The following is a 12,952-nucleotide window of genomic DNA, read 5'->3' as shown; positions in this document are numbered from 1 at the left end:
ACCGTCCTCGGTAGATTGACCTAATCACCATTAACTGAGATTCTAGGTTAGTTACGATTAACCGAGTTGTCCAGACCAAGACGAGTGGAGTTGCGCCATGAACCAGGCCGCCCAAGCGGATCCGGCTACACTCACGCCGCGGTCGCAGGCCAAAGCCGAGCGGCGGCGACAGCTCCTGGTGGCCGCAGCAAGGCTGATCGCCGAGCGCGGCTTCACCGGTGTACGCCTCGAAGACCTCGGTGCCGCCGTCGGCATCAGCGGGCCCGCCGTCTACCGGCACTTCCCCAACAAGGACGCACTGCTGGCCGAGATCCTCGTCGACATCAGCCGACGCCTGTTCGCCGGCGGCACCGCGGTCGAGAAGAACACCTCCGACCCCCACGACACACTCGAAGGCCTCGTCGACTTCCACCTCGACTTCGCACTCGGGGAACAAGACCTCATCCGTGTCCAGGATCGCGAACTGCACTCACTCACCGAAGAGGGACGCCGCCAGGTCCGCACACTGCAGCGCCGCTACGTCGAGATCTGGGTGGGTGTGCTGTGCCGCGTCAATCCGGCACTGGCCGAATCCGACGCCCGCACCATGGCGCACGCGACGTTCGGGCTCATCAACTCCACACCACACAGCGCCGATCCTCGCTCACCGGGCAGCACCCGCACCGTGCTGCGGCGCATGGCCCTTGCAGCACTCGATTCCGCACACGCCGAGTAGGACAGGAGGAGGCAACATGGCAATGGCGTACTTCGAACGGACCGGACCGAACTCGTTCCGCGCGACCGAGCATGTAGGTGGCGCGTGGAACGTCGAAGAACAGCACATCGCACCCGCATTCGGGCTGCTCGCGCACGTCGTCGAATGCGACCGCGACACGCGGCGAGGCGATGGCCTGGTGATCGGTCGGCTGTCCTACGACATCCTCGGGGTCCTGCCCATCGGCGACATGGAGGTCGAGGTGACGGTTCTGCGTCCCGGTCGCACCATCGAACTCGTCGAAGCAGTGCTCAGCCACGGCGGGCGTGCCGCCGTGCGACTGCGGGCGTGGCTCATGACTCCGGGCGCCACCGACGCACTCGACGGCACAGCGCTACCCCGGATCGCACCGCCGGACGAGATGAAGCCCTGGGACGCCTCCGAGGTGTGGCCGGGCGGTTTCATCGAATCCGCCGAGATTCGGCGCGACCAGCTCGAGCCGGGACGGGCCTCGTTCTGGGTACGCTCCCCGATTCCGCTACTCGCCGACGAGAAGATCAGCGACCTGGCCCACGCCGTCCGGCTCTTCGACATCTCCAACGGCATGACCGTGCGCGCCGACCCGAAGACCGTCGCCTTCCCCAATCTCGATCTCACCGCACACCTGTTCAGACAGCCCCGCGGCGACTGGGTCGGCTTCGACACTACGGTGTCGTTCGGATCCGACGGCATCGGCCTGACCAGCAGCGTCCTACACGACCTACACGGCCCGGCCGGCACGATGTCGCAGATCCTCACGGTGCGTCCCGGAACCTGACAACGGCGTACGCGCGCTCCGCGGACAAATTCACCGGGTCGACAGCGTGTATCTGTCTGCCGTGTTCGCGGTTGTCAGGTGCCGTCGCGGGTACAACGCCCCGATCACGGCCTAAGCTCGGCGCATGGCAGCGGCAGTGCACGTGCGATCCCCGCAAGACCTGGCACGATCACTCGAATCGACCGGGTACCTCGCCGACGAGGGCATCGCGATGGCAGCGTTCCTCGCGCTGCGCATGGACCGGCCTCTGTTCTGCGAGGGGGAGCCCGGCACGGGAAAGACATCGCTGGCCGTCGCGCTCGCCGAAGCATTGGATCTGCCGTTGATCAGGCTCCAGTGCCACGAGGGCATCGACGCGTCGCAAGCGCTCTACGACTGGGATTTTCCCCGTCAGCTGCTGCACCTGCGCACCCTCGAAGCCGCGAGCGAGGGCAGTTTCGACGCCGATACCGCCGAACGTTCCCTCTACACCGAACGATTCCTGCTCACCCGACCGCTGCTGCAGGCACTGACCGACGCCCCGTGTGTGCTGCTCGTCGACGAGATCGACCGCGCCGACGACGAGTTCGAGGCGTTCCTGCTGCAGATTCTCGACGAGCATTCCGTGACCATCCCCGAACTCGGGGAGATCCGGGCGAGTACTCCGCCCCTGGTCATCCTCACATCCAACCGCACCCGCGAAGTGCACGACGCCCTCAAACGACGCTGCCTCTACCACTGGGTCGAACACCCCGGACTCGACCGGGAGATCGCGATCCTGCGCCGCCGACTCCCCGGCATCGATGCTGCGCTCGCCGAACAGATCGCCCGCGCCGTCCACGCTCTCCGCGACGCGGACCTGCTCAAACCTCCGGGTGTCGCCGAATCACTCGATTGGGCCAGAGCGCTGCTCGAACTCGACCGCACGGTGCTCGATGCCGCGACCGCAGCCGCGACACTCGGCGCCGTCCTCAAGTACCGCGAAGACCTCGAGCGCGTGGCACGTGCCGGTCTGGACCGACTGCTGGCAGGCTGAGGTACATGAGTGACGGGACACTCGTCGGCATCGCAGGGTTCGCGCGGGCCCTCGCCGACGCGGGGCTTCCGGTAGCGCTCGACTCCACCCACACCTACGTCCGAGCCCTCCGCGAAGTGGACACGAGCGACCCCACGCAGGTGTATTGGGCGGGCCGGGCAACCCTCTGCCGCGACCCCGACGACATTCCCCGCTACGACCTCGCGTTCGAAGCCTGGTTCGGCGGCGAACTACCTGCAGTCGGCCGCACCACAAGACAGCAGCAACGCACCGCGACGGTCGCCGCGCTCACCTCGCCGACCGGATCCGACACCGGAGGCGACGACTCGCCGCGACTCCAGGTCGCGGCCGACGACACCGAGATCTTGCGGCACCGCGACATCGCCGAACTGACTCCCGCCGAACGTGCCCACCTCGACGAAATGCTCACGCTGCTGAAACCCTGGCCACCGAGGCGACCCGCGGCACGACTTCGCCCGTCACGACGCGGCACCGTCGACCCGCGACGCACCCTGCGTGCCATGCTCGCGGCGGGGGGCGAAACTGTCCGGCCGGCACGGCACCGTCGCACCACCCGTCCACGTCGAGTGGTGCTGCTCATCGACGTGTCCGGGTCCATGAGCCCCTACGCCGACGCACTGCTGCGCTTCGCGCACGTCGTCACCCGCAGCAACCCGGCGGGCACCGAAGTGTTCTCCCTGGGCACACGGATGACCCGCCTGTCGCGTGCTCTGCGCGCCCGCGACCCCGAACACGCGCTCGCCGCGGCATCGAACACCGTCCCCGACTGGGCCGGTGGTACCCGTCTCGGCGACACCTTGCGTGCCTTCCTCGACCGCTGGGGTCGGCGGGGGGTCGCCCGCGGCGCCGTGGTCGTCATCTTCTCGGACGGCTGGGAACGCGGCGACACATCGCTGCTGGCCGAACAGATGGCACAGTTGCGCAGGCTCGCCCACGCCGTACTGTGGGTCAACCCCCACGCTGGTGCCGACGGCTACCAACCCATCCAGTCCGGGATCGCGGCGGCGTTCCCGTATCTGGACCGGTTGCTCGCCGGGCACAGCCTGGCGACGTTGGAAGAACTGTTGAAGGAGGTCCACCGTGCGTGATGTTCTCGACGAACTCGAACGCCGGTACCGTGCCGGTGAGACCGTCGCGCTGGGCACCGTCGTCTCGACATTCCGGTCTGCGCCACGCGAAGCGGGCGCCTCGATGCTCGTCGCCGGCGACGGCACCGTCACCGGCAGTGTGTCCGGCGGATGCGTCGAGGGTGCGGTCTACGAACTGGGCCAGGAGGTCATCGCCGACGGCAACGCAGTCCTGCAGCGGTACGGGGTTTCCGACGACGACGCATTCGCGGTCGGCCTGACGTGCGGCGGCATCATCGATGTCTTCGTCGAACGCATCGCCCCCGCTGAGTTCACCGCGCTCGGTGACGTCATCGACTCGGTTCACGCAGGTGAACCCGTCGCGGTTGCCACGGTCACCGAACATCCTGATCCCACAGTGGTCGGACGACGCATGGCGGTGTGGCCCGACCGGACCGACGGCGCGCTTCCCTCCACCCGCATGACGGACGCGGTCACCGACGACGCCCGCGGGCTGCTCGACGTGGGCCGCTCGGGAACCCTGCACTACGGACCGGACGGTCAGCGCCGCGGCGAGGGCATGTCGGTGTTCATCAACGCATTCCAGCCGCGACCGCGTCTCCTGGTGTTCGGCGCGATCGATTTCGCGGCCGCGATGGCCACGCTCGGTGCGTTCCTCGGCTACCGGGTGACGGTGTGCGACGCCCGCGCTGTGTTCGCGACCCCGGCACGATTCCCGGGAGCCGACGACGTGGTCGTCGACTGGCCGCACCGCTACCTCGCCGCCGAGCACGAGGCCGGCCGGGTCGACCGACGCACGGTGATCGCGGTGCTCACCCACGACCCCAAGTTCGACGTGCCGCTCCTCGAGGTGGCGTTGCGGATCGAGGTCGCCTATGTGGGAGCGATGGGCTCGCGCCGCACGCACGACGACCGGCTTGCCCGCCTGCGCGAAATCGGCATGACCGAGGGCGAACTCGCGAAGCTGAGCTCACCGATCGGACTCGACCTCGGTGCCCGCACCCCCGAGGAGACCGCGGTGTCGATCGGCGCCGAGATCATCGCGGCACGCTGGGGCGGGGGCGGACAACGTCTCGCGGACCGGCAGGGTCCGATCCACACACACGAGGAGTTGTCGCCGCACCCGCCCCGCTGAGCAGATCAGTAGTACTGGGCGCCGATGTGGCCGAGAGATTCCGTCAATCACCTCCTTTCTACGCATGGAATGCAGGAAGCTGAAAGTGATCCATATCACTGAGGCGCCCACACGGGACTGTGCGAAGCACTGGGAGGTCCGATGCGCATCGTTGTCACGGTCGACGGAGCGGTCTACACCGACGACGTCGAACCCCGACTCCTTCTCGTCCACTACCTGAGGGAACGACTCGGGAAAGTGGGCACCGTCGTCGGGTGCGACACCAGCAACTGCGGAGCGTGCACCGTCCTGCTGGACGGCAAGAGCGTCAAATCCTGCTCGGTGCTCGCTGTGCAGGCCGACGACAGGGCCGTCACGACGGTCGAGGGGCTCTCCAAGGACGGCGCGCTACACCCCGTCCAGGAGGCATTCCGCGAGACCCACGCCTTGCAGTGCGGCTACTGCACACCCGGCATGATCATGGCGACCGTCGATCTGTTGAACGAGAACCCCGACCCCGACGAAGAGCAGGTTCGCCACGGGCTCGAAGGGAATCTCTGTCGCTGCACGGGGTATCAGAACATCGTCGCTGCCGCACAGGACGCGGCCCGGCGCATGCAGGGAACCCGAGCGGAGGAAGCGCGATGACCACCACCGAATCACGCACCGCCAGCTCGAACGACCTCGAGATCGGGCAGTCGCGCCGCCGCAAGGAGGACGAACACCTCATCACCGGCCGGACCCGGTGGACCGACAACATCGTGCTCCCCGGCATGCTGCACACCGCGATCCTGCGCAGCCCCTTCTCGCACGCCCGCATCACGGGCATCGACGTGGACGAAGCGAAGAAGCTCCCGGGTGTCATTGCCGTGTACACCGGCGCCGACCTCGCAGACGAGCAGGGAAGCCTCCCGTGCGCGTGGCCGATCACCGAAGACCAGAAAGCTCCGCCCGCCCCGTCACTGGCCGTCGACACGGTCAACTTCGCCGGTGAGGCGGTTGCTGTCGTGGTAGCCCGCACCGCCTACGAGGCGCACGACGCGCTCGACGTCATCGACGTCGACTACGAGGATCTGCCGGTGGTCCTCGACCTCGCCGACGCCGCCGCCGACACCGAACTGGTCCATCCCGATCTCGGCTCCAACCGCAGCGCCACCTGGACATTCGACTCCGCCGAGGCCGGTAGCGGAGGTAATGTCGAGGACGCGATTCGCGATGCGGAAGTGCTCATCGAACGCACCTTCCGCCAGCAACGCCTGATACCCGCCTTCATGGAACCCCGGTCGGTGGTGGTCGATCCGACCGCCACCCAGATCACCATGTGGTCGGCCACCCAGGTGCCGCATGTCCTGAAGCTGATGCTGGCGATGTCGCTCGGCATCCCCGAGCACAAGCTGCGGGTGATCGCGCCCGACGTCGGTGGCGGGTTCGGCGGCAAACTGCAGGTGACGCCGGAGGAAGTTCTCACGCTGCTCATCGCACGCCGGCTCCACAAGCCCGTCAAGTACACCGAGTCCCGCAGTGAATCGATGGTCGCCGCGCATCACGGGCGCGACCAGATCCAGAAGCTCACGCTCGCGGCCCGGCGCGACGGCACTGTCACCGGGTTCAAGGTCGAACTGCTCGCCGACATGGGCGCTTACCTGCGTCTCGTCACTCCCGGGGTGCCGATCCTCGGGGCGTTCATGTTCAGCGGCATCTACAAGTTCGACTCCTACCACTTCACCTGCACCAACGTGTTCACCAACAAGGTGCCTACCGACGCATACCGCGGGGCCGGACGTCCCGAGGCGACATTCGCGATCGAACGCATGATGGACGAACTCGCTGCCGAGCTGTCCATGGATCCGATCGAAGTCCGTGAGAAGAACTGGATCAAGCACGAGGAGTTCCCGTTCGCTTCGGTGGCGGGGCTGACATACGACTCGGGCAATTACGAAGCGGCCACCGCGAAGGCCCTCGAACTGTTCGATTACGACGGCCTGCGTCGTGAGCAGGCGCAGCGGCGCGAAGCGAAGGATCCCGTGCAACTCGGCATCGGGGTCTCGACGTTCACCGAAATGTGCGGTCTCGCCCCGTCGCGAGTGCTCGGGTCGTTGTCGTACGGGGCAGGCGGTTGGGAACACGCGTCCGTCCGCATGCTGCCGACCGGCAAGGTCGAAGTGGTCACCGGGTCGTCGGCGCACGGCCAAGGGCACGAGACGGCGTGGAGTCAGATCGTCGCCGACCAGCTGGGAATTCCGTTCGACGACATCGAAATCCTGCATGGAGATACTCAATCGTCGCCCCGCGGACTCGACACGTACGGGTCGCGTTCGCTGGCAGTCGGTGGCATCGCCGTGGTCAAGGCCGCCGAGAAGGTGGTGGCAAAGGCCCGGCCGATCGCGGCCCACCTGATGGAATGTTCCGAGGACGATCTCAAGTTCGCCGCAGGCCGATTCACGGTGAAGGGTACCGAGAAGGCGGTTGCGCTCACCGACGTCGCGCTCGCGGTGTTCGCCGCCCACGACCTGCCCGACGGAGTCGAACCGAATCTCGATTCCGAGGCGACGTACGACCCCGACAATTTCTCGTACCCGCATGGTACGCACCTGTGCGCCGTCGAGGTCGATACCGAGACGGGGTACGTGCGCATCCGCAAGTACGTGTGCGTCGATGACATCGGGCACGTGGTGAATCCACTGATCGTGGAGGGTCAAGTACATGGCGGTCTGGCGCAGGGCATCGCTCAGGCACTGTACGAGGAGGCCGTCCACGACGAAACCGGAACACTGCTCAGCGGCTCGTTCGCCGAATATCTGCTGCCGACGGCGGTGGACCTACCGCACTTCACCACCGATCGCACCGAAACCCCGGCCCCCGGGAATCCCCTCGGAGTCAAGGGGGTCGGCGAGGCCGGAACGATTGCCTCGACACCCGCCGTGGTCAACTCCGTGCTCGATGCGCTCCGTCCGCTCGGAGTCCGGGCCATCGACATGCCGTGCACACCCATGCGGGTCTGGCACGCGATCCGTTCCGCCCAGGAGGAAAACCGATGATCCCCGCCGAATTCGAGTACGCCGCCCCGACCACACTCGACGAGGCCGTCACCGCGCTGAACAACGCCGGTGAGGACGCCAAGGTGCTGGCGGGAGGGCAGAGCCTGATGCCGGTGCTTCGGCTCCGCATGGCGGCCCCGACCACCGTCGTCGATCTCGGTCGGGTTCCTGACCTGCGCGGTATCCGCGAAGACGGCGACACACTGGTGATCGGGGCAACCACCACGCACTACGAGGTGCTGCATGATCCGCTGGTCGCGCAGCACGCGAGGTTGCTGACCGAGGCCGCAGCCACCGTCGCCGACCCACAGATCCGCCACCGCGGAACACTCGGGGGTGCGCTCGTGCACGCCGACCCGGCCGGAGATCTGTCTGCTCCGGTGCTGGCGCTCGACGCGGAGTTCGTCGTCGTCGGTGCTGCCGGGCGGCGTAGCCTCGCGGCGGCCGACTTCTTCCAGGACTACTTCACCACCGCGGTGGGACCCGGCGAAATCCTCACGGAAATCCGGATCCCCAAGCACACCGGATGGGTGGCACGCTACGAAAAGTTCAATCGAGTTGCGCAACAATGGTCGATCGTGGGTGTCGCAGCGACAATCGACGTCGATGATGGCACGATCCGACACGCGAAGGTCGCCCTGACGAACATGGCTGCGGTGCCCGTGCGGGCCCGCGCGGTCGAAGAAGCACTCGTCGGGCACGCGGCCACCGCCGACACGATCACGTCGGCCGCCGCACACGCGGCCGACGGGACCGACCCGATGACCGACGGCAACGCCGACGCCGAGTACCGACGCCACCTGGCGGAAGTCCTCACACGGCGGGCCGTGACGACCGCGGTGGGGCTCTGAGTCGCCCCCGCAGCAACGACGTAGGAGACACCGATGCAACTCGAACACCAGCTGTCCGTACCGGCACCCGTCGACGAGGTGTGGGCCGCGCTACTCGACCCGGAAAAGGTTGCACCGTGTATGCCCGGGGCGACCCTGACCGGTGTGGACGGCGATACCTTCACCGGCACGGTGAAGGTCAAGCTGGGTCCGGTTGCACTCACCTACAAGGGCACCGGCGTCTACGTCGAGAAGGACGAGTCGGCCAAGCGGGCAGTCATCGAAGCGAACGCGAAGGACGCGCGGGGCAACGGAACCGTGAGCGCGACCATCACCATTGTGCTCACCGGCGAGGGCGACCGCACCGACGGCACCGTGACCACCGACATGACGATCACGGGCAAGCCGGCGCAGTTCGGCCGCGGCATGATCTCGGACGTCGGCGGCAAAATCCTCGAGCAATTCGCGGCGTGCTTGTCCGAGAAGCTCGGCCCGGCTGTGGCCGAGCCCGAGGAAACACCGGCCGACGGCACGAGTGCTGCGACACCGGCAACCACCCCGCCGGCACCTGAGCACGCACCGAAGTCGCCCGCGCCAGCACCGAGAGCACAGCCCGAAGCCGAGCCGATCGATCTCATGCACTACGCGGGCGGCTCCGCGATGCAACGCATCGCGCCGGTCGTGGGGGTGGTCGCGATTCTCGTCGTGATCGTCGCGGTGATCCTCCGCAAGCGGTCGCACTGATCACCACACAGCACTGATCACCACGTCTCTCCGCGGTGACCCCGACACTGCTCAGGTCACCGCGGAGAGACGTGTGGTGTGCAGTTCGGCAGCCAGATCCGGGGTGGCGCTCACCGACAATTCGGTACGGAGCCAGCGGTGGCCGGGGTCGTCGTCGAACTCCTCGTGCCACACCGCCCACTCCTGCACAGCAGGAAGCGAGAAGTTCGGTTCGAGAATCCGCAATTGTGGGACACAGGCGATCCGCCGGGCCATGCGTTCCGGGATGATCGTCACGAGATCGGTCATCTCGAGTACATACGGCAGTACCGCGATGTTCGTGGTGGTCGCCGATGCCCGCGTGGCGATTCCGGCCCGAGCCAGGGTGCGGTCCAGGCTCTGGTCGCCGCCGTACGGCAGATGGGACAGCAGCGGATAGCCGACCAGCACATCCGAGGTGAGTTCGACACCCGCATACGGGTGGCCACTCCACACGACCCCTACGTATCGGTCGGTGAGAACGAGCCGGCGGTGACATCGTTCGAATTCGGATGAGGAGAGAAGTTGCTCGGGCACCACTGCGATGTCGACCTCGTGCCGGTGGAAGGCTTCGATGCCGGCCGCCGACAGCGGCTGCATGTCGAATCGGATACCGTGCGAGCGATAGCGATTCCGGCGCAGGAGGTTCCGCAGCAGCGTCACCTCCGAATAATCCCCGGTCAGCAGCGCGAACGCGCGTTCGGCCGAGGCGGGATCGAAGTCGGGAACGGTGAGGATCGACCGCTCCACGGTGGACAGCACACGTCGCAGTGGCTCGGCGAGGGCGAGCGCACGAGGTGTCGGCCGGAGCGTGCGGCCGCGCTTGACGAGAAGCGGGTCGTCGAATTGCTTGCGCAGTCGCGCCAGCGCTGTACTGGTGGCAGGTTGCGACATGTTCAGGCGCCGTGCAGCCTTCGTCACATTGCATTCGGTGAGCAGAACATCGAGGACAACGAGCAGATTCAGATCGACTCGTCGCAGCTCCACCGCATTCCTCCTCGTTGTGGGGATCGCCCGGCCTCCGGAATCCTATCCCAGCCGCCCGTTACATACTGATCGTCCGGTATTCGGTGCAGCGAGTACCTGCTATACGAATCGGACATGCAATTTGTATCAGCACATGAAACGGCCCTAATCTGACCCAGATCTCACTGGTTGAGTGTTAGATTGCCGAACCTCTCCCAGGACATATCCCGATTTCGGCCCGGCCCGTGCACGACACGGACCAGAAAGGCCTGGCCCACCCCCATGAGCCGCTTCCGCAACCTACGGCTACCGTCACCGGACAACTGGCGCCTGTGGCAGAAGGTCACGGCGGTTGTCGTCGTGCCTCTCACCGCCGCATCGCTCTACGGCGGCCTGCGCGCCTACGACACCGTCCAAGAGGCGAATCGCTACACCGAGCAAGCCCAGCAGGTAACGATCATCCCGTCACTCACGCAGTGGAGCATGGGCATTGCGGGTGCTGCAATGGCAACAATGATCCACCTGCCCACCGACAATGCCGCAGCGATCATCACCGAGAGTCAACCCACGCTCGACGAGTTCCTTGCCGGCGACAAGCTCGAACCCGAGCTCAGGGGTTCGGTGTCGCGCGCTGTCCGGGAAGGCGAGGCCCTCTACCAGAGCACTGTGCAGGGCGGAACTCCGCGCGAGGCACTCCACGAACAACTCCAGGGATTCGTCTCCCGACTCACCCTGGTGCTCCGAGATGTCGTCGACGCGACCTCCGACGCGGATGTACTCGCCGATTCCGTTCTGCTGCTCTCCACCTGGGACACGCAGTGGGAGATCATCGACCAGATCGTCGCGTTCGGCGCACTCATGGACGGCTCCGAGGCAGCGAGTCTGATGTTCACCAGCGCGCAGTCCGCCGAGGCAGGCAAGCTCGCATTGTTCCTCGAGACGGTGAACGATCCAGAACTGGCGGGCACTCTCAACTCGCAGATGGAGCAGCGACGCGCCCTCATTGCGGGCATCGACGACGCGTCCACCGACGTCTCGGCACTGCGTAATTCCATCTTCGCGACCCTGATCGTCTACCAGGAGGTGGTCGAAACCACCGGCAACAGCATCGTCGCAACACTCGATGGTCTCGCCTCCAGAGCCGAGAGGGAGGCCTGGGGCACGGTGATCGGCGTAGCCATCATCCTCGCAACAGCTCTCGGCCTTGCACTGCTCGTTGCGGCTTCTCTGATCCGGCCATTGCGGCGCCTGCGCAACGATGCGCTCCGGGCTGCCGAGATCAGCCTGCCGGAAGCGATCGCCGACATCAAGAACGGGGCCGACATCGAGACGGTCAATCTCGAACCCGTTCGGATCACCACGCGGGAGGAGATCGGTGAGGTCGCCCGCGCCGTCGACAGCATGAGCGTCGGAGCACTCCGTCTCGCAGGTGAGCAGGCCGCACTTCGCCGTCAGGTTAACGAGATGCTCGAAACCCTCGCGCGACGGAACAAGACCCTCGTCGAGCAGCAGCTCACACTCATCGACTCGCTCGAGCACGAAGAACGCGACCCCGCGCGGCTCCAGAGCCTGTTCGCGCTCGACCACCTCGCCGCGCGTATGCGGCGCACCGGTGATTCGCTGCTCGTCCTTGCCGGCACCCGTCAGCGCGTGGGACGCGTGCCCGACACCCCGTTGGGCGACGTGCTTCGCGCCGCGGTTTCCCAGGTCGAGAACTACCAGCGCGTCGATTTCGGCAACGCACCGGAAGGCAGCCTGCTCGGCAGCTCGGTCGCAGACATCGTGCACCTCGTCGCCGAGCTACTCGACAATGCGCTCCGCGCTTCCCCGCCGGACAGCACCGTCGCGTTCGCGTTCTCCCGCGCCGTCGACGGCGGGTTGCTCCTCGAGATCGCCGACCGCGGTATCGGGATCCCGGACGAAGAACTGGTCGACATCAACGAACGGCTCTCGAACGACGACGAGAGCAGCTGGGGCGCTGCCCGACGGATGGGTTTGTTCGTGGTCGCGCGCCTCGCGGCACGCAATGGGATCACGGTGCGTCTGCGCCCCACCTTCGATTCCACGACCAACGCCGGTATCACCGCGAGCGTCTACCTGCCCATCCGGCTTCTCAAAGGAGTGGGCAACTCTGTCACGGACACGTACCAGATCGACCGTCCGCGCCGGCTGGAGCGATCGGCAGCGGAGACCGAGCACGCTATCAATCCGTACCCGCTCGCACAGGAGATTTCCGAACGACCTGCGGGACAACAGCCACCGAGAACTTCGTTCTCCGAAGACACGGCCTTGTACGACCCGAGCGCCCCGTACGACCCGAACCTGCTCTACGGTCGGCCGTACGGGAGCGATCAGGGTCGCGAAGGCTTCGGCGACCGGCAGCAGGATCGCGGACCCCGACCACCGAACCCCGGCCCGAGCCCGACCGTCCAGCGTGGTCGTCTGCCCGAGCAGCGGCCGGGCAGACGCGAAGACTGAGTACGGTTTCCTCCGACTACCACCACGTACGGCTGACGACACCCTCGTCAGCCGTACGTGCCGGTTCCCCTCCAGCTCGGCGCAGCGCCCGCACAATGATCGTGATGTTTTCGCAATCTGTACCGGTCA

At 66.5% G+C, this 12,952-nt stretch carries 11 protein-coding genes; 10 read left to right on the top strand and 1 reads right to left on the bottom strand.

All coding sequences use genetic code 11. The annotated features are described in order from the left end of the window. Positions 1 to 97: 97 nt before the first annotated feature. The 9 genes from ACZI8W_RS07215 to ACZI8W_RS07175 all read left to right on the top strand — a co-directional run bounded on the left by ACZI8W_RS07215 (position 98) and on the right by ACZI8W_RS07175 (position 9,361). The gene (locus ACZI8W_RS07215) at positions 98 to 715 is read left to right on the top strand and encodes an SACE_7040 family transcriptional regulator (RefSeq protein ID WP_463367803.1); all 618 of its coding nucleotides are present in this window, start codon (positions 98 to 100) and stop codon (positions 713 to 715) included. A gap of 22 nt (positions 716 to 737) precedes the next feature. Further along, entirely contained in the window at positions 738 to 1,511 is a 774-nt protein-coding gene (locus ACZI8W_RS07210) for a thioesterase family protein (protein WP_463367939.1), read from the top strand. A 124-nt stretch (positions 1,512 to 1,635) separates the two neighbouring features. Beyond that, complete coding sequence (locus ACZI8W_RS07205; RefSeq protein ID WP_463367802.1) at positions 1,636 to 2,526, top strand: AAA family ATPase; 891 nt, start codon at positions 1,636 to 1,638, stop codon at positions 2,524 to 2,526. Positions 2,527 to 2,531: 5 nt separating this feature from the next. Continuing rightward, the gene (locus ACZI8W_RS07200) at positions 2,532 to 3,635 is read left to right on the top strand and encodes a vWA domain-containing protein (RefSeq protein ID WP_463367801.1); all 1,104 of its coding nucleotides are present in this window, start codon (positions 2,532 to 2,534) and stop codon (positions 3,633 to 3,635) included. After that, a complete protein-coding gene (locus tag ACZI8W_RS07195; protein ID WP_463367800.1) occupies positions 3,628 to 4,770 on the top strand; it encodes an XdhC family protein in 1,143 nt (380 codons plus the stop codon). The genes ACZI8W_RS07200 and ACZI8W_RS07195 overlap by 8 nt, the downstream gene beginning before the upstream one ends. 141 nt (positions 4,771 to 4,911) lie before the next feature. Further along, on the top strand, positions 4,912 to 5,397 hold the full coding sequence (locus ACZI8W_RS07190; RefSeq protein WP_463367799.1) for a (2Fe-2S)-binding protein: 486 nt from the start codon (positions 4,912 to 4,914) through the stop codon (positions 5,395 to 5,397). After that, a complete protein-coding gene (locus ACZI8W_RS07185) occupies positions 5,394 to 7,787 on the top strand; it encodes a xanthine dehydrogenase family protein molybdopterin-binding subunit (RefSeq protein ID WP_463367798.1) in 2,394 nt (797 codons plus the stop codon). Before ACZI8W_RS07190 ends, ACZI8W_RS07185 begins: the two co-directional genes overlap by 4 nt. Further along, positions 7,784 to 8,638 carry an FAD binding domain-containing protein gene (locus ACZI8W_RS07180; protein WP_463367797.1) on the top strand — a complete coding sequence of 285 codons (855 nt, stop codon included), beginning with the start codon at positions 7,784 to 7,786 and terminating at the stop codon, positions 8,636 to 8,638. Before ACZI8W_RS07185 ends, ACZI8W_RS07180 begins: the two co-directional genes overlap by 4 nt. A gap of 33 nt (positions 8,639 to 8,671) precedes the next feature. After that, on the top strand, positions 8,672 to 9,361 hold the full coding sequence (locus tag ACZI8W_RS07175; protein WP_463367796.1) for an SRPBCC family protein: 690 nt from the start codon (positions 8,672 to 8,674) through the stop codon (positions 9,359 to 9,361). A 51-nt stretch (positions 9,362 to 9,412) separates the two neighbouring features. On the opposite strand, the gene ACZI8W_RS07170 is transcribed toward ACZI8W_RS07175, so the two are convergent. Continuing rightward, positions 9,413 to 10,366 (bottom strand): LysR family transcriptional regulator, encoded by a 954-nt coding sequence (locus ACZI8W_RS07170; protein ID WP_463367795.1) that lies wholly within the window; start codon positions 10,364 to 10,366, stop codon positions 9,413 to 9,415. A gap of 261 nt (positions 10,367 to 10,627) precedes the next feature. On the opposite strand from ACZI8W_RS07170, the gene ACZI8W_RS07165 reads away from it, so the two are divergent. Continuing rightward, positions 10,628 to 12,823 carry a sensor histidine kinase gene (locus tag ACZI8W_RS07165; protein WP_463367794.1) on the top strand — a complete coding sequence of 732 codons (2,196 nt, stop codon included), beginning with the start codon at positions 10,628 to 10,630 and terminating at the stop codon, positions 12,821 to 12,823. Positions 12,824 to 12,952 lie beyond the last annotated feature (129 nt).

The sequence above is a fragment of the Rhodococcus ruitaii genome (genome assembly GCF_055230935.1).
Note: the sequence above shows the minus strand (reverse complement) of the source record. Positions and strands in the feature narration are given on the sequence as shown.

Excerpts from the sequence above, each read along its gene's own strand:
- ACZI8W_RS07215 (WP_463367803.1), top strand. The coding sequence starts at position 98 with ATGAACCAGGCCGCCCAAGCGGATCCGGCTACACTCACGCCGCGGTCG.
- ACZI8W_RS07210 (WP_463367939.1), top strand. The coding sequence starts at position 738 with ATGGCGTACTTCGAACGGACCGGACCGAACTCGTTCCGCGCGACCGAG.
- ACZI8W_RS07205 (WP_463367802.1), top strand. The coding sequence starts at position 1,636 with ATGGCAGCGGCAGTGCACGTGCGATCCCCGCAAGACCTGGCACGATCA.
- ACZI8W_RS07200 (WP_463367801.1), top strand. The coding sequence starts at position 2,532 with ATGAGTGACGGGACACTCGTCGGCATCGCAGGGTTCGCGCGGGCCCTC.
- ACZI8W_RS07190 (WP_463367799.1), top strand. The coding sequence starts at position 4,912 with ATGCGCATCGTTGTCACGGTCGACGGAGCGGTCTACACCGACGACGTC.
- ACZI8W_RS07185 (WP_463367798.1), top strand. The coding sequence starts at position 5,394 with ATGACCACCACCGAATCACGCACCGCCAGCTCGAACGACCTCGAGATC.
- ACZI8W_RS07180 (WP_463367797.1), top strand. The coding sequence starts at position 7,784 with ATGATCCCCGCCGAATTCGAGTACGCCGCCCCGACCACACTCGACGAG.
- ACZI8W_RS07175 (WP_463367796.1), top strand. The coding sequence starts at position 8,672 with ATGCAACTCGAACACCAGCTGTCCGTACCGGCACCCGTCGACGAGGTG.
- ACZI8W_RS07165 (WP_463367794.1), top strand. The coding sequence starts at position 10,628 with ATGAGCCGCTTCCGCAACCTACGGCTACCGTCACCGGACAACTGGCGC.